Here is a 16595-nt window from a genome sequence, read left to right as displayed (position 1 = left end):
GATAACTGTATAAAAGGGAAGGAGCGTTCTAGTGAAAGAAAGAATACGATTATTAGATATTTTACGAGGTTTTGCGATATTAGGTACATTGGGTACAAACGTCTGGTTTTTTGCATACGCAGGGGATACCTTTGCGACAGATCAGATTGCGGATGAATATGAAAATGGCAGTTTTCTTGAAAGTCTTGTCTCTATGTTCGTTTATGGCAAAATGCTATCGCTGCTCACAATCATGTTTGGCGTAGGGCTAGAGCTGAAATACCAGCAGGCGAAAAGAAAAAATATGACTTGGCCGGGTACATATTTATGGATTCTTTTATTTTTATTTATTGAAGGCTTTGTCCATTTTGCGCTAGTGATGGAATATGATGTGCTCATGAGTTACGCCATCACGGGTTTGCTTGTGGCGTTTATTGTCCGTGGAGGAAGTCGGCGCATCAAAAAAGGCATGATTGTCTCGGGTGTCATTCATTTGTTGGTGACGGCTTTTCTCGTTGTATTTTCTTTCTCTGAATTGGAAAATGAATCCTATGGCGAGAGCAGTGAACCAGCGTACGAAGAACAACTGCCGGAGACATGGATATCTCAAGTTCAAGACCGATTACAGCACTTTTTGATGTACCGAGAAGAAGCAATCTTTATTATCCCAATGAATACCTTTTTGTTTTTATTAGGTGTGCGGATGATGAGAGCCGGTGTATTTTATGCAAATGAGCGTGGGCAAACTCTGCGGAAAACATTGTTCCGAATGGGTTTGTGGATTGGACTGCCGCTGAATGCGCTCGTCTTTGTACCAAATGACATAGTGGAATTCGTGGTGCGCTATGTGTTTTCGCCATTCCTCTCTATTTTCTATATTGCTGTCGTGGCGAAGCTTCTAGCACGCACGGAGTCATGGTTCATGTGGACTTGGTTTGAATATGTAGGGAAAATGGCGCTTAGCTGCTATATCCTGCAAAATGTCATCTGCTCGCTTCTTTTTTACAGCTGGGGATTGGGTCTTGGCGGTCAAATCAACGCCCCCCTTATCGTCTTATCATGGTTGTTGATCTCTCTGCTGCAAATCGCCATTTCAGCATGCTGCTTAAACGTCTGGGGAATCGGGCCAATGGAATATATTCGTTCACGGGCACTTCGCCGGGTGACGATGAAAAAAGCATCATAAAGGGGATAGACACAATGTTTTTTAAAAAAATGACGAAAAGAGAACAAGCGAATACACATAAAGCAGCTGTAACAGCATTTGTCTTTTATCTTCTCGCATTAGGAGGACATGCGCTGTACATGTATTTCCAGGGTAATAAACCACCTGTCACTTTTATCATTCTCATGGCGGGTCTCTTTGTTTTTTTCACCGCAGATTGGCTATATAATAAAAGGCGTTCATAAAAAAAGCCCTCATCACGAGGGCTTTTTCCTTACTTCAGGCTTTTATATTGGCCTTTTAAATTTTTACGAATGTATTGAATGATTTTGCGCAGTTCGTTGGCATGTGGTCTGCCAAATGGACTTGTTTGTCTTTGCTGATAGAGGACTTGGCCTTTTTCATTTAATAAGAAATAGGCAGGTTCTCCGTGCACCCCGTGGTCTTCGTATGGGGCATCTTCCCCGTGATAGAAGACTTCATAGGCTTTCAATGATGTGAGGTTTTGGTCAGACATGATGGGGAAAGAAAGTCCCTCTTTGTCTGCAAATTCTTTCAAGTCTTCAGCGTTATCCGTTGAAATCGTCATTAAGTGAATATCCTTGTCTTGAAAATAGGATTGCTGTTTTTCCAGCTCTTTTAATTCCTCGACACATACTGGGCACCATGATCCTCTAAAGAAAACGATGAGGTGCCAGCTTTGATGCTCCTCTAAATGTTTGTAAAACTCAATGTGATCGCCCTGCACTGTTGGCAGTGAAAAATCGGGCATTTTATCTCCTAATTTAAATGAACTCATCCTATGCTTCCTCCTTTTTCAATCACCATGCTGTTTGTTTCTTGTATAACCAATATTGGTCGGAATCAAACGTTTCTGTGTGCTGGATTGGGCAGTAGCCAATGATTGAATGAAGGCGCTTGCAGAATTAGGCGGTTTAACAGAAGATATCAAATCCGACACTTTTTTTAAAAAAATGTCGAAAAACGTATTGCCATATGTAATTACTCTATGATATTATAAATCTCGTTGTTGCAAAGGTCTCTGAAACTTGTTAAAATGCGATGTTCCAGCTTTTTTAAAGCGATTGGTTTGACGCAGTACAACTTCTTCAGAATTACTTTTCACAAACCGAGAGCCATTAGCTCAGTTGGTAGAGCATCTGACTTTTAATCAGAGGGTCGAAGGTTCGAGTCCTTCATGGCTCACCATGTTTTGGCCCGTTGGTCAAGCGGTTAAGACACCGCCCTTTCACGGCGGTAACACGGGTTCGAATCCCGTACGGGTCATTGATTTACTTTAGCGTTAAGCTAATTTTTCCTCACTTGCTTGAAGGAGCACCACGATTGCTTTTTCGGGCAAGTTACTGAGGTCCGGTAGTTCAGTTGGTTAGAATGCCTGCCTGTCACGCAGGAGGTCGCGGGTTCGAGTCCCGTCCGGACCGCCATTTATACATATTCATCTTTTGATGATGGCTCGGTAGCTCAGTTGGTAGAGCAACGGACTGAAAATCCGTGTGTCGGCGGTTCGATTCCGTCCCGAGCCACTTCCAAACGCATCTGCAATCGCAGGTGCGTTTTTATTATGAAAAGAAGGCATAAAAAGGGAGAAGCCGGACCTAGGTAGGGCCCGGCTCCATAAGAAGAAGACGTTACATGTATATAGACGTTTGGTGACTGGGAAAGTTTCAATAAAAAAGGGAAAAGTCATCAAATTTTTTTGGGCGGAGTTCTTCTATCCAACGTTTACTAGCAAAGAAAGCCGTTATTATTTTTATCTTTGCCTCTTAAAACGTTATAATAGACAGTGAGCCTTTTTTTCGTAAATGAAAAAGGCGTAATGAGACATGCAAAATGGAATGACATAGATGCTAAAAATGCAGGAGGAAATCACAATGGAAAAAAAGATTCTTGTCGTAGATGATGAAAAGCCGATTGCGGATATATTGGAATTTAACTTAAGAAAAGAGGGCTACGAGGTTCATTGTGCGTATGACGGAAATGAAGCCCTTGAAATGGTAGAAGAAATTAAGCCAGACATTATTTTGCTCGACATTATGCTGCCGAACAAAGATGGCGTTGAAGTATGCCGTGAAGTGAGAAAGAAATATGACATGCCGATTATCATGCTGACAGCAAAAGACTCTGAAATCGATAAAGTCATTGGTCTTGAGCTTGGTGCAGACGATTATGTCACAAAGCCATTCAGTACACGCGAGCTGCTTGCACGTGTAAAAGCAAATTTAAGAAGACAGACGGCTGCTCCGCAATCAGAGGAAGAATCTGAATCAAATGATATCGAGATTGGTTCACTTGTGATCTACCCAGATGCGTATGTCGTGTCTAAGCGTGACGAAACGATTGAGCTAACGCATCGTGAGTTCGAATTGCTTCATTACTTAGCGAAACATATTGGACAAGTCATGACACGTGAGCACTTACTGCAAACGGTTTGGGGCTACGATTACTTCGGGGATGTCCGTACAGTAGACGTGACAGTCCGCCGTCTTCGTGAAAAAATTGAAGACAACCCTAGCCACCCGAGCTGGATCGTAACAAGACGAGGCGTCGGCTATTATTTAAGAAACCCAGAGCAGGACTAAGATTCTTATGAGTAAAGTAGGTTTTTTTCGCTCGATTCACTTTAAATTGACCTTGATTTATGTGCTGCTGATCATTGTCGCCATGCAGATTATTGGCGTGTACTTTGTGAAGCAGCTAGAGCAGTCCTTAATTAATTCCTATGATAATTCCTTGAATCAGCGAATCTACTCGTTATCGTATTACCTAGAACAAGATTCATCGAAAAGCAAGGCAGAATTAAAAGAGGATGCTCAAAAGATATTAAACGATTTTAACAACAAAGATGAGTCTAATGAAATTTCTGAAGTCAGCTATATTGACGAAAGCAGAGAGGTCATTGCCTCTGTGAATAACGGCAGTCAAGAGATTGCCGGGAAGAAAATCACAGATCAAATCATTAGCCGTATTTTCGCGGTTGGCAAAGACTACGAGAAAAAATTCTATGACCCAGAATCAAATAAACGAGTCCGCATATCGGCGACAGCCGTGAAAAATGAGAACCAAGAAACTGTTGGTGTCATTTATGTGGTCTCATCCATGGAAAGTGTTTTTAACCAAATGCGAACAATCAACACCATTTTGGCGACGGGTACACTCATCGCACTTGGGACGACCGCTCTACTTGGTATATTCATATTCAGAACCATTACACACCCAATTTCGGATATGAGAAAGCAAGCGATCGAGCTCGCCAAAGGGAACTTTTCCAGAAAGGTCCGAAAGTATGGACATGATGAGATTGGTCAGCTAGCGACGACATTTAACCATCTGACGAGAGAGCTGGAGGAAGCGCAGCTGATGACAGAGGGTGAGAGGAAAAAGCTTTCTTCTGTTATCGCCTATATGACAGATGGCGTCATTGCCACGAATCAAAACGGGGCCATTATTCTATTAAACAGCCCGGCACTAGAGCTTTTGAATGTTTCACGTGAAACAGCTCTAGAGATGCCGATCACGTCCTTGCTTGGCTTAGAAGAAACTCATACATTTGAAGATTTAGTCGAAAATCAAGACTCCATGCTGCTAGAAATTGAACGTGAAGATCAACTGTCTGTTTTGCGTGTCAATTTCTCAGTGATTCAGAAAGAGCATGGGAAGATTGATGGTTTAATTGCAGTCATTTATGACGTAACCGAGCAGGAAAAAATTGATGCGGAACGTCGTGAATTCGTGGCGAACGTATCGCATGAGCTGCGCACACCGCTTACGACGATGCGAAGCTATCTTGAGGCACTCGCTGAAGGTGCGATTGGTGATAAAGAGCTTGCGCCAAGGTTCCTCAGTGTCACGCAAAATGAAACAGAGCGCATGATTAGACTTGTGAATGACCTGCTCCAGCTGTCTAAGTTCGACAGCAAGGATTATCAATTCAATCGTGAGTGGACGAATTTTATCAGGTTTATCTCGCTCGTCATTGATCGTTTTGAAATGACGAAGGAGCAGCATGTCGATTTCATCCGCAACCTGCCGCAGCGTGAAATCTATGTGGAAATTGATCAAGACAAAATCACACAGGTGCTCGATAATATCATTTCCAATGCCATGAAATACTCACCAGAGGGTGGACACATTACGTTTACCGTCGATCTGGACGAGGAGAAGGGCCTTGTGTTATTCAGCGTCAAAGATGAAGGAATCGGTATTCCGAAGAAGGATATGGATAAAATCTTTGAACGTTTTTATCGAGTGGATAAGGCAAGAACAAGAAAGCTTGGCGGAACCGGCCTAGGCCTTGCGATTGCAAAAGAAATGGTTCAGGCTCATGGCGGAGATATTTGGGCTGACAGCATTGAAGGAAAAGGAACAACGGTAACCTTTACCCTTCCGTACAATGAAGAACAAGAGGATGATTGGGATGAAGCGTGAGACCTTTAAAACCATTATATTGACAATCCTAATTGCGATCAGTCTTGTGTTTACGTGGAATATTTGGATGTTCCAGCCCGTCATGCAGGATCAGGCGGATGCCGGCACAAAGGTCGTGGAAACGAAGAAGATTTCAAGCGACGAGCCTCGGAGTCTCATTGATGTCGTGAAGCCGCGTGAGATGTTCATCCATTCCAATGGAGAGCATTTCAAAGTGGATCAAAAGGAACTCTTCCAAAACTTTTGGAATGATGTGAGCCTGTGGGATGTCAAAGAGATTGCCGATGTGTCGGACCAATATTCCGAGCAGAAATTTAAGAATTTCTTCTATGGACGCGAGGGGCAAGGTAAAACATTGGATCTTGTGTTCAATGATCCGATTCCGATTGATATTTTCCAAGCGCTGTTTAAATGGCCGAATAAATCCATTGAATACAACTCGTTTGACCGGATGATTGTGCCGTTCGCTCAGCCGGATAAGGCCAATAAGAAAGTCTATTTGATCTCATACAGCAAGGAATCGGTGCTTGAGCTGACGATTGAATCAGCCAACTATCGTAATCTGATGGATAGCATTGCCGCCGCTCAAAACGAGATGCCGCGCTATGATCTATATACTTTCTCTACAAATTCAAAACGAGATTTCCTTCTGCCGCAGAAGCAAAAGCAGCTTGAAGCGAAAATGTTCTTTATCGAAACGATTAAGACAAGCAAATTCAAGGACGCTTTGTTTACAGACCCAAGTCTAGTTGGGGAAGAGTCTAATTTAAACCGGACGGTGTATACAGATGGAACGAGTCGTCTTGAAGCAAATCAAAAAGACCACCGCATCCAATATCAGCATCGTAATATCAATTCTAGTACCGTATTCCAAACGGGAGATTTGATCAAGCGAAGCGTGAAATATTTCAATGATAACGGAAGTTTTACCGATAATTATCAATACTTCGGCATCAACAGCAACCAGCAGCTGTCCTTTAATATGTTTATGGATGGACTGCCGATCGTCAACAGCACAAAGCATCCATTTGGTATGACATCGCTTGAAGTGCAATGGGCGAATGATGACATTTTGAGTTATAAGCGTCCAAACTACATTCTCGGCAACAAAGCGAGTCAGAGTGAACAGGTCAAACTGATGAATGGGACAGAGCTGAAAAACTTGATCATCAAGCAGACGAAGTATGATGATTTAGAGAAAATTGAACAGATTTTCCCTGCCTATCAAGCGACATCCACGGCATCAGATCAGGATCAAGCGATGTTTGTCTGGCTAGAGCCGGTATGGTGTATGAAATATAACGGAAAAACCGTCATTTTAACGAATGATTTGCTGACAGAGGGGAGCGAGAATCATGGAGTGGAATAAGACCAAAACGATCTTTATCCTAGCCTTTCTCGTTCTCGATATCTTTCTAGGTTTTCAATACTTTGAAAAGCGATCGACCGATCATTTTGCGATTATCGAAAAAACAGATACGCTGGAAGAAATGAAGGCAGACGGAATCAAATATGGCAATCTATCAGATGAAGCGAAGATTGGATACCGCATTACAGCTGAGAAAAAGCAATATACGAAAAAGGATGTCGACGGATTAGCTGATCAAAAGACGAAAAGCACATTCCCGAAAACCGAGAAAGATGATCCTGTCACCTTGCTTGAAATGACCTTCAATAAACCAGTTGCATTGCCGAAAAAAGATATGAAAACAGCAGCGACCAATCTTGTGAGCCAGCGTTTACTGGATGGTAAGAATTATAAGCTCTGGAGCATCGATGAAGAAACAGGTGAAATCGTCTTTTTCCAAACGTATAAAGGAAAATACATCTTCCAAGAAGGTCTTGATGACACCGAAACTATTGGGAAGATCACATTGGATGTGAACGATCAAAACGAGGTCGTCTCGTATCGGCAGTCGATGGTGACATCGATTAATGAAGTGAGAAAAGAAACCCTTGTCCCAGCGCTTGAAACGGTGAAGGACTTATATACACAAAATATGCTGAGCCAAAACACGACAGTGAAAAAAGTGGAGCTTGGCTACTACACGCAATACCCAGGTGCAAGCACTCAAGTCATGGTTCCTGTATGGCGAGTAGAGATTGAAGGCGTGGCAGCTGGTTCAAAGAAAAAGACAGAAGAAGAATATTTGATCAATGCCATTGATGGCTCAACACTTGATCATATAGAGAAAGAAGACAAATCTTCATTGGAGTGAGAGAACATGAGCTTGCAGTTCAGTGTACTAGCGAGCGGAAGTACGGGGAACGCTTTTTATTTAGAAACAGACGAGCATGCTTTTTTAGTAGATGCGGGCTTAAGCGGCAAACAGATGGTAGAGCTGCTTGGTCAAATCGACCGAAAGCCAGAAGACTTGGACGGAATTTTTGTCACACACGAGCACTCAGATCATATTAAAGGACTTGGTGTGATGGCAAGAAAGTACAAGCTTCCTGTCTATGCAAATGCGAAAACATGGAAGGCGATGGAGTCACATATTGGGAAAGTGGATACGGAGCAGAAATTCCACTTTGATATGGAGACGGTTCAATCATTCGGCGGTCTCGATGTTGAATCATTTGGCGTATCACATGATGCGGCAGAGCCCATGTTTTACGTATTCCATTATGGCGGGCGTAAACTTGCCCTTATGACGGATACAGGCTATGTGAGTGACCGGATGAAAGGGATTATTAAATCAGCCAATACGTTCGTATTTGAGAGCAACCATGATGTCGGCATGCTGCAAATGGGGCGCTACCCATGGAGCATTAAACGCAGAATTTTGAGCGATGTCGGACACGTATCCAATGAAGATGCAGCTCTTGCTATGACAGACGTGATTGGAGACGCCACCTCACGCATTTATTTGGCCCACTTGAGTCAAGACAACAACATGAAGGACTTAGCCCGTATGGCGGTCCAGCAGACGCTTGAAATGAAGGGCTTTGTTGTAGGGGACGGCTTTGATTTATATGATACGGACCCGAAAAAAGCAACCCCGCTTTGCGCCGTATGATTTTTACAATCGTATGATTAAGATAAGAGCTTCTTACCAACACTATATACATCATCTATTCACTGAAAGGAAGGAAACATAGTGGATTATCGCGATGTAGAGTGGAAGCCGAGACGAAGCAGAAAAGGATATTTCCTATCTGGTCTGATCGGTGTATTGGTAGGAGCTTTTTTAATGGGATTCTTTTTCCCCTATGTGTCTGGACAAAACGGCAGCCCCTTTGGATGGCAGTCAGCTGGAGATCAGCAGGCATCAGATGGCCCTTTAAAGACCGTCAATGTGAACGTGAATGATGCGGTCACAAAAGTGGTATCGAGTATGTCGGATACAGTTGTCGGCGTCATTAACATTCAAAAGTCGAGCTTTTGGGAAGAAGGCGGTGAAGCAGGCAGCGGGTCAGGTGTGATTTATAAAAAAAAGGGTGACACCTTTTATATCGTGACCAACCATCATGTCATCAAAGGCGCAAACCAGCTTGAAGTGAGCCTTCAGGACGGGACAAGGATCGGGGCAAATCTTGTCGGCAGTGATCAGCTGATGGATTTAGCGGTACTTACGGTCAAAAGTGATAAGATCAAGAAAACCGCTGCCTTCGGCAATTCAGACCATGTTAAACCAGGTGAGCCTGTCATCGCCATTGGAAATCCATTGGGCCTTGAATTTGCTGGCTCCGTCACACAAGGTGTGATTTCTGGAACGGAGCGTGCGATCCCTGTTGATTCTAATGGGGACGGACAGACGGATTGGAATGCGGAAGTTTTGCAAACGGATGCCGCCATTAATCCTGGGAACAGCGGCGGAGCCTTGATTAATATGGACGGCAAAGTGATCGGCATCAATTCAATGAAGATTGCTGAGTCAGAGGTGGAAGGGATTGGGCTGTCTATTCCTGCGAATCTGGTGATCCCTGTCATAGAGGATTTAGAGCGCTATGGAGAGGTGAAGCGTCCGTACCTTGGTGTTGGGATGAAATCACTTGCAGATATTGCGAGCTATCATTGGCAGGAAACGTTAAAACTGCCATCAAAGGTCACAACCGGAGTCGTCGTGATGAGTGTCGAGCCTTTATCTCCAGCAGGAAAAGCAGGGTTAAAAGAGCTGGATGTCGTGACGTCGTTTGACGGCAAGGAAGTACAAAATATCGTTGATCTGCGTAAATATCTTTATCAAAAGAAAGTCGGCGACAAGGTAAAGGTGCAATTTTACCGAAGCGGAAAGAAAAAATCAGTCGAGATCAAACTCTCCCAAACCGATCGGTTCGGAGGCTAGCCAGTTCCTATAGGGGACTGGCTTTTTTTACATGCCCGGCATATGATAAAGGAAAGGGGGAGATACGTTTGGTCACATTACAGCCGATGTCACAAACGGATTATGACGTCTTGATAGAGGCATCCATTAAGAGGTACGCAGAAGAAAAGATACTCGCAGGGACGTGGGGTCAGGAAGAAGCGCAAAAGAACGCAGAGGAACAATTTGAGCGGCTGCTACCTGAAGGTCTTCAGACAGAGGATCATGAGCTGTGGACATTCATGCATGGAGACGAATCCATTGGGTGGGTATGGCTTTGCTATGATCCAGATCATCCCCAGCATGAAGGATTTATTTATAATTTTATTTTGTTTGAAGCGTATCGAGGAAAAGGGTTGGCAAAACAGGCCATGGCGGCATTAGAAGAGCAGGCAAAGTCATTAGGTGTGAAGAAACTATCGCTGCATGTCTTTGCCCATAATCAAATCGCCCGCTCACTTTATGAGAAAACGGGATTCGCTGAGACTGGGATTTACATGAGCAAGCCTTTATAAAAAAAAAGAAGTACCGTGCGGCGAGCGTACGGTACTTTTTTATGTGGACATCATGGCATCTTGCGCCGTGACTCGGTATAGATCGACTTTGCATTTCACAAACGCACGGATGATGGCTGGGACTTGAGCTTCTGAACGAATCAACAATGAGGTCTCGTCATCTCTGATCACAAGGTCTGTTCCCACACTTTGTAAGTACTGCGTGAGAACAGGCTTCACCTCATCATCAATCCATGCATGCTTGAAGGTGGCACGAATGGTTGAGGACGTGATGGTTTTCTCTTGAGGATGAGTACTTGAGGACACGATTTTTCCTTCAGATATGAAAGCTGTTTTGGTACAAATAGGCTGGGTGAACCTTGGCTCGTCTGCTGTTAAAAAGACAGTTTTTCCTTCAAATTTTAACGATTCAATCACCCGCTGGATATGTAAGATAGAATCTGCATCAATATCCGCAAAAGGCTCATCAAGTAAAATAAAGTCAGGCTGATGAGCGATGGCTTGAGCCATTCCGAGCCGCTTCTTCATCCCAGGTGTAAAGGCACCGACTTTCTCTTGATGATAACGATGTAAGCCAACAAATTCGATTAATTCTTCATAATAGCTCGTTTTCTGGCGAGTACCCGTAATTTTCGATAAATAGGCAATATGCTCAATAGCAGTCAGCCCTTCATATAAATCTGTATATTCAGGCAGAACACCGATATGATGACGTACTTTTTTTAACGACGTCATGTTCATCATGATAAACGTGCCAGAGGTGGGGCGGGAGATTCCTGTAATGATATTAAAAAAGGTCGTCTTACCAGCACCCTTCGGTCCAATGAGGCCGAAGATATCCCCTTGATGGATATCAAGATCAATATGATCTATTGCGACTTTTGTCCGATATTTTTTTGTCAGCCCTTTTGTGTGAAGCACTTAGACATCCCTCCTCTGAAACAGTAGTGCAGTTCCAACGAGTAAGACAACAGTCAATGCGGCATTCATCAGCACATAGGTCAGCGGTTCACTCCAGCGCGCATAATAATAAGGCGTCACGTATTGGAACCAGTGAATCAACCGTTCTGAAGAAAGAACAGACATCATGCTCATGATCGGAAATAGAAAGGAAAACAACATGCCAACAAACATCGATTTCTGTGGTGTTGGAAAGAGCATGGACAAAAACAAAGCACAGGAGATGCCGACACTGATAAACGTTAATATTTTTAAGGCATCAGAGAACAGAAAACGATGTGAAATCACCATATTTAATATATATGTGGTCATAATGCAAATGAGCCAAAACAGCATCAGCCCAAGATATTTCCCGATGACAATGTTTAAACGGGTCGTTTTGCTGACGAGAAAACGAATGGTTTTCAAATGAATTTCGCGGCTCAAAATATCATGAGATAATAAAAAAATAAGGAAGAAACCAAATAACGAAATCACTAGTTCATTCCCAATGGAATAAGGGTCTTTTGCCTGTTCCCACTTCCCTTGATAAGCAGCTATAAATGGAAGACTTGATACAAAAGTAGATAAAATGAAAATAATAACAATAGTTAAGATGGATTTTGTGCTTTTGAAGAGCTGCTTAAATTCGTTCATACAGATGGTCCACACACACTGTACCTCCCTTCATCTTTATTATACCGCTAGAAAAGAAAGACACCATATCTCGCTCTTTAACATTTGCTTAAATTTTATAAAAAAGAAGACTCTTCCAGAACAGTTAACTCATTTTTAAAAATGTTCAGAAAAATATCTTGATTTATCAAAAAACATCATGTATGATAGCTTTAATTCAAGATAGTTAAACAGGCAATGACGAGAGAAAGTACAATCATCAATTTTTCCACAGAGAGCTTCGGTAGCTGAAAAGAAGCAAAAATAATGATTCGAAAAATGGTCTCTGAGCCTCGTGCTGAACATATCCATGATATTAGTAGGTGACGACGAGAGTTGGTACTCGTTATCAAAACCACAGTATATGAGCCAAATTGGAGCTTTGTACTTGTAGAGGCTGTTTAGCGCGAGCAAACAGTAAATAAAGGTGGTACCACGAGACAAATACCTCGTCCTTATGATTCATAGATAAGGATGGGGTATTTTTTATTGTCCACTTTTTTTCATACAAATGTTCAAATGTTCCACGTGAAACACCACTACCATTTTTTCAAATGAAAGGGAGATTAACATGAGTGAACATGCATTGGTTTTACAATCAGATTTCGGTATTGATGATGGAGCGGTCAGCGCAATGTACGGCGTAGCCAATACAGTGAGCAGCGGCATCCGCATTTTTGATTTAACTCACAACATTCCCCAATACGACATTTGGGAAGCGTCTTATCGCTTGCTTCAGACGGTCACATATTGGCCGGAAGAAACGGTATTTGTCTCCGTTGTTGATCCAGGCGTTGGATCAGAGCGAAAGAGCCTTGTCGTCAAAACAACAAGCTCACACTACATCATCACACCTGATAATGGGACACTTACGCATGTCGCACAGGATATTGGCATCGTGGAGGCTCGGTATTTAGATGAAACCATCAATCGTCTGCCGAAGTCAGGAAAATCACATACATTCCATGGTAGAGACATTTACGCCTATACAGGCGCGAGAATTGCTTCAGGTGTGATTTCTTTTGAAGAGGTCGGGCCAAAGGCGAATATAGAGGACATTATTCACCTTCCAGTCGTACAAGCTTATGCGGAAGAAGAAGTAATCACAGGGACGATTGATATTTTAGATGTGCGGTTCGGAAACCTATGGACAAACATTCATCATACGTTATTTGAACAGCTTTCAATCAATTATGGGGATGCAATAGAAGTTACCATTGCCAACGGGCCAAAAAATGTGTATAAAAATATCATGACCTATGGACGATCTTTTGCCGATTTAAAGGTAGGCGAACCACTCGTATATGTCAATTCACTCGATCATTTAGGCGTGGCGATCAATCAAGGGTCATTTGCAAAGGCTTATAACATCGGTACAGGCACAGGCTGGCGCCTTTCGATTCGCAAAGCTCCGCGCATTATATATGAATAAGAGGAGGAAACATCATGGCAGGTAAACAACTTTCAACGAAAACTGTCGTTGCCATCGGGATTGGGGCAGCCGTCTTTGTCATTTTAGGACGCTTCGTCTCCATTCCAACTGGGATTCCGAATACACAAATTGAAACATCGTACGCGTTCCTTGCGTTAATGGCCGTGCTATTTGGTCCTATTGCAGGCGCATTGATTGGATTTATTGGTCATCTGATTAAAGATGCCACCACATTTGGACCTTGGTGGAGCTGGATTATCGTTTCGGGTGTTGTTGGTTTATTGATCGGCCTCATTTCGAACCGTTTAAAAGTAGAAGAGGGCGACTTTGGCTGGAAAAAAATCACGCTCTTCAACGCCGTCCAAGCCGGCGCACAAGCATTAGGCTGGTTTGTCATTGCGCCGGTACTCGACATTGTGATCTATGCAGAACCTGCAAATAAAGTGTTTGTTCAAGGAATCGTGGCAGGAATCTCAAACATCATCACAGTCGGTGTACTAGGCACCATCATCATTGCGGCTTATGCGAAAACAAGAAGCAAAAGCGGCAGTCTATCGAAAGAAACATCATGAAGCAAGGTGGAACACATAAATGAAGAAACCGATGATTCAATTCGAACATTTCGGATTCAAGTATCGCAGTCAGGCAGAACCAACATTGAAAGATGTCAACCTGACCATCTATGAAGGAGAAAAAGTCCTCATCGCAGGCCCGTCTGGATCGGGAAAAAGCACACTAGCCCATTGTATCAATGGGCTAGTTCCTGCGTCTTATAAAGGTTCTATGGAAGGAAGTCTTCACATCGGCGGGAAAAATGCAGAGAAAGAGAACATTTTCTCTCTTTCACAGCTCGTCGGAACGGTGCTGCAAGATCCTGATGGACAATTTATCGGGCTGACTGTAGGAGAAGATATCGCGTTCACACTTGAAAATGATCAAGTCACACGCGAAGAAATGAAAACACGTGTCGAGAAAGCGGCAAAATTAACAGAGGTAGACGGCAAACTGGCATCATCCGTGCATGAGCTGTCAGGCGGTCAAAAACAACGTGTCGCTATTGCAGGCGTACTTGTTAATGATGTCGACATTTTGCTGTTTGATGAACCACTGGCAAGCCTTGATCCCGCAACAGGCAAAGAAGTGATCGATCTCATTGACCGTCTGCAAAAAGAAACGAAAAAAACGGTCGTGATGGTGGAACATCGATTGGAAGACGTCCTCTTCCGCCATGTCGACCGCATCATCGTTGTCAATGACGGCACGATTGCAGCGGATATGACACCAGATGAATTGCTCGCCTCGAATGTATTAGAAGCGGCGTATTTACGTGAGCCTTTATATGTGAGAGCGATGAAATATGCAGGCATTCCGATTGCAGCAGGAGATCAAATCGCTAATTTACAGCATCTCACCTTAAATGACGAGGCAAAAGAGAAAATCGAGCAATGGATGGAAGCATCTGAGCCATCAGTCGAGCAGAATGAAGCGCCGGATTTACTAGAAGTGCGTGAGCTGAGCTTTGATTATCCGACAAGACCTAACACACTGAACAACATCTCTTTTACCGTCAAAAAAGGAGAAATGATCAGCATCGCCGGTGCCAATGGCGCAGGCAAGACGACACTATCCAAGGTGCTCTGCGCATTTGAAAAGCCAACAAAAGGGACAATTCATCTAAATGGCGATGACATCACAGGAGACACCATCAAACAGCGCTCCGAACGAATCGGTGTCGTCATGCAAAACCCAAATCAAATGATTTCGAAACAAATGATTTTTGATGAAGTCGCCCTCGGTCTCGTTTTAAGAGGCGTAAAAGAAGACGACATCAAGGATCGTGTAGAGCGGGTTTTAAAAGTATGCGGGCTGTATCCATTTCGGAACTGGCCGATCTCAGCCCTTAGTTTTGGACAGAAAAAGCGCGTCACCATCGCATCGATTCTTGTGTTAGAGCCAGAAATCATCATTTTAGATGAGCCAACGGCCGGTCAAGATTTTAGACATTACACAGAGATGATGACGTTTTTAGAGCAATTAAATCAGCAGGGAGTCACGATCTTGATGATCACCCATGATATGCATCTCATGCTCGAATACACAACAAGAACCATTGTCATTTCAGATGGAGAAAAAATCGCAGATGATACACCAGCCAAAGTACTGACAGATCAGTTGCTAGTCCAAAAGGCGAGCTTAAAGGAAACGTCGCTATATGAACTGGCGCTGAAAGCTGATTGGCCGAATCCAAATGAACTCGTGGATCGCTTCATTGAGGTTGACAGAAAGGAACGAATGACATGGCTGTAGACATGCTGTCTTATATCGATCGCCCGTCGCCGATTCACCGGCTGACAGGCGCCACCAAACTCATTTGCTTTATCCTCTGGTCATCCGCAGCGATGCTCACATATGATACAGGCGTATTAGTGTTTATGCTAGTTGCCAGTATCGTGTTCTTTCAGCTATCAAACATACGATTTCGTGATATCTCTTTCGTAGTGATTGTCCTGGCGATTTTTCTTGTGATCAACAACATCGCCATTTACATCTTTGCTCCCCAGCAAGGTGTCGCCATCTATGGAGCGAAGCACGAGCTGTTTCACATTGCAGGCTGGTACAACGTCACACTTGAACAGCTTTTCTATCAATTGAACATTACACTGAAATACGTGACCGTGATGCCAGCGGCGCTATTGTTTATTGTCACAACAAATCCAAGTGAATTCGCCTCATCGCTCAGCAGAATCGGGGTCAGCTACCGGATTTCGTATGCGGTAGCGATTGCTTTGCGCTATATTCCAGATATTCAGCGTGATTTTCGCACGATTGCCATTTCTCAGCAAGCAAGAGGCATTGATTTATCGAAGAATGAAAAACTGGGGAAACGGATTAAAAATGCGCTTTCGATTGTGATGCCATTGATTTTTTCTAGCCTAGAGCGGATTGAAACGATCAGCAATGCGATGGAACTGCGCGGGTTTGGAAAGCATAAAAAACGCACATGGTTTACGGCGAAAGACTTTCAAAAAGCAGATTATGCGGCGTTATTGTTTGTTGGCGTGGTGCTGATTGTGTCGCTAGTGATTACATTTGTTAGAGGAACGAGATTTTACAATCCGTTTTGATAGAAGGAAGCC

At 43.3% G+C, this 16595-nt stretch carries 16 protein-coding genes, 4 tRNA genes and 1 other annotated feature; of the genes, 17 read left to right on the top strand and 3 right to left on the bottom strand.

Annotated elements, in window-relative coordinates:
• Positions 1–31: 31 nt before the first annotated feature.
• Together ACTJKA_RS15510 and ACTJKA_RS15505 are read left to right on the top strand one after the other, a co-directional pair.
• Complete coding sequence (locus tag ACTJKA_RS15510; protein ID WP_322536141.1) at positions 32–1165, top strand: DUF418 domain-containing protein; 1134 nt, start codon at positions 32–34, stop codon at positions 1163–1165.
• A gap of 14 nt (positions 1166–1179) precedes the next feature.
• On the top strand, positions 1180–1389 hold the full coding sequence (locus ACTJKA_RS15505; RefSeq protein ID WP_017368446.1) for a hypothetical protein: 210 nt from the start codon (positions 1180–1182) through the stop codon (positions 1387–1389).
• Between the two features lie 29 nt (positions 1390–1418).
• Here the strand turns inward: ACTJKA_RS15505 and ACTJKA_RS15500 are convergent, their stop codons facing one another.
• Positions 1419–1943: a peroxiredoxin family protein gene (locus tag ACTJKA_RS15500; RefSeq protein ID WP_079919806.1), complete on the bottom strand. Its 525-nt coding sequence runs from the start codon at positions 1941–1943 to the stop codon at positions 1419–1421.
• A gap of 334 nt (positions 1944–2277) precedes the next feature.
• Between ACTJKA_RS15500 and ACTJKA_RS15495 the strand changes: the two genes are divergently transcribed.
• The 11 genes from ACTJKA_RS15495 to ACTJKA_RS15445 all read left to right on the top strand — a co-directional run bounded on the left by ACTJKA_RS15495 (position 2278) and on the right by ACTJKA_RS15445 (position 10412).
• Positions 2278–2353: transfer RNA gene (locus ACTJKA_RS15495), tRNA-Lys, on the top strand.
• 6 nt (positions 2354–2359) lie between these two features.
• Positions 2360–2431 (top strand) — tRNA-Glu (locus ACTJKA_RS15490).
• A gap of 81 nt (positions 2432–2512) precedes the next feature.
• Positions 2513–2589: transfer RNA gene (locus ACTJKA_RS15485), tRNA-Asp, on the top strand.
• A 26-nt stretch (positions 2590–2615) separates the two neighbouring features.
• A tRNA-Phe gene (locus ACTJKA_RS15480) sits at positions 2616–2688 on the top strand.
• Between the two features lie 348 nt (positions 2689–3036).
• The gene (gene yycF / locus ACTJKA_RS15475; RefSeq protein WP_017359978.1) at positions 3037–3744 is read left to right on the top strand and encodes a response regulator YycF; all 708 of its coding nucleotides are present in this window, start codon (positions 3037–3039) and stop codon (positions 3742–3744) included.
• Between the two features lie 7 nt (positions 3745–3751).
• Positions 3752–5590 carry a cell wall metabolism sensor histidine kinase WalK gene (gene walK / locus ACTJKA_RS15470; RefSeq protein WP_019743492.1) on the top strand — a complete coding sequence of 613 codons (1839 nt, stop codon included), beginning with the start codon at positions 3752–3754 and terminating at the stop codon, positions 5588–5590.
• Positions 5580–6959, top strand: coding sequence for a two-component system activity regulator YycH (gene yycH, locus ACTJKA_RS15465; RefSeq protein ID WP_050826804.1), 1380 nt, complete (start codon positions 5580–5582; stop codon positions 6957–6959). The genes walK and yycH overlap by 11 nt, the downstream gene beginning before the upstream one ends.
• Positions 6946–7809 (top strand): two-component system regulatory protein YycI, encoded by an 864-nt coding sequence (locus ACTJKA_RS15460; RefSeq protein ID WP_017368442.1) that lies wholly within the window; start codon positions 6946–6948, stop codon positions 7807–7809. Before yycH ends, ACTJKA_RS15460 begins: the two co-directional genes overlap by 14 nt.
• Before the next feature lie 6 nt (positions 7810–7815).
• The gene (locus tag ACTJKA_RS15455) at positions 7816–8610 is read left to right on the top strand and encodes an MBL fold metallo-hydrolase (RefSeq protein WP_007497388.1); all 795 of its coding nucleotides are present in this window, start codon (positions 7816–7818) and stop codon (positions 8608–8610) included.
• 81 nt (positions 8611–8691) lie between these two features.
• Complete coding sequence (locus ACTJKA_RS15450; RefSeq protein WP_056703865.1) at positions 8692–9879, top strand: S1C family serine protease; 1188 nt, start codon at positions 8692–8694, stop codon at positions 9877–9879.
• A gap of 68 nt (positions 9880–9947) precedes the next feature.
• Positions 9948–10412, top strand: coding sequence for a GNAT family N-acetyltransferase (locus tag ACTJKA_RS15445; RefSeq protein WP_017359973.1), 465 nt, complete (start codon positions 9948–9950; stop codon positions 10410–10412).
• A gap of 39 nt (positions 10413–10451) precedes the next feature.
• On the opposite strand, the gene ACTJKA_RS15440 is transcribed toward ACTJKA_RS15445, so the two are convergent.
• Together ACTJKA_RS15440 and ACTJKA_RS15435 are read right to left on the bottom strand one after the other, a co-directional pair.
• Complete coding sequence (locus tag ACTJKA_RS15440) at positions 10452–11333, bottom strand: ABC transporter ATP-binding protein (RefSeq protein WP_251185900.1); 882 nt, start codon at positions 11331–11333, stop codon at positions 10452–10454.
• Positions 11334–12023, bottom strand: a complete 690-nt coding sequence (locus ACTJKA_RS15435; RefSeq protein ID WP_375805772.1) for an ABC transporter permease — start codon at positions 12021–12023, stop codon at positions 11334–11336.
• A gap of 192 nt (positions 12024–12215) precedes the next feature.
• Positions 12216–12486 (top strand) — a binding site (T-box leader).
• Positions 12487–12597: 111 nt separating this feature from the next.
• Here ACTJKA_RS15435 and ACTJKA_RS15430 point away from each other — a divergent pair.
• From ACTJKA_RS15430 to ACTJKA_RS15415, 4 genes are read left to right on the top strand one after another with little or no spacing between them, the layout of a single operon-like run.
• Positions 12598–13458 carry an SAM hydrolase/SAM-dependent halogenase family protein gene (locus tag ACTJKA_RS15430; protein WP_007497378.1) on the top strand — a complete coding sequence of 287 codons (861 nt, stop codon included), beginning with the start codon at positions 12598–12600 and terminating at the stop codon, positions 13456–13458.
• A gap of 14 nt (positions 13459–13472) precedes the next feature.
• The gene (locus ACTJKA_RS15425) at positions 13473–14030 is read left to right on the top strand and encodes an ECF-type riboflavin transporter substrate-binding protein (RefSeq protein ID WP_024718471.1); all 558 of its coding nucleotides are present in this window, start codon (positions 13473–13475) and stop codon (positions 14028–14030) included.
• Positions 14031–14049: 19 nt separating this feature from the next.
• Entirely contained in the window at positions 14050–15765 is a 1716-nt protein-coding gene (locus ACTJKA_RS15420) for an ABC transporter ATP-binding protein (RefSeq protein ID WP_017368436.1), read from the top strand.
• Positions 15756–16583, top strand: a complete 828-nt coding sequence (locus tag ACTJKA_RS15415; protein ID WP_017368435.1) for an energy-coupling factor transporter transmembrane component T family protein — start codon at positions 15756–15758, stop codon at positions 16581–16583. The genes ACTJKA_RS15420 and ACTJKA_RS15415 overlap by 10 nt, the downstream gene beginning before the upstream one ends.
• The last annotated feature ends 12 nt before the right edge of the window (positions 16584–16595 follow it).

Origin of the sequence: Bacillus sp. 22190, from assembly GCF_052045575.1 — a bacterium.
In the GTDB taxonomy this organism is placed as follows: Bacteria; Bacillota; Bacilli; order Bacillales; family Bacillaceae; genus Bacillus; species Bacillus altitudinis.
This window is presented reverse-complemented; position numbering and strand designations above follow the sequence as displayed.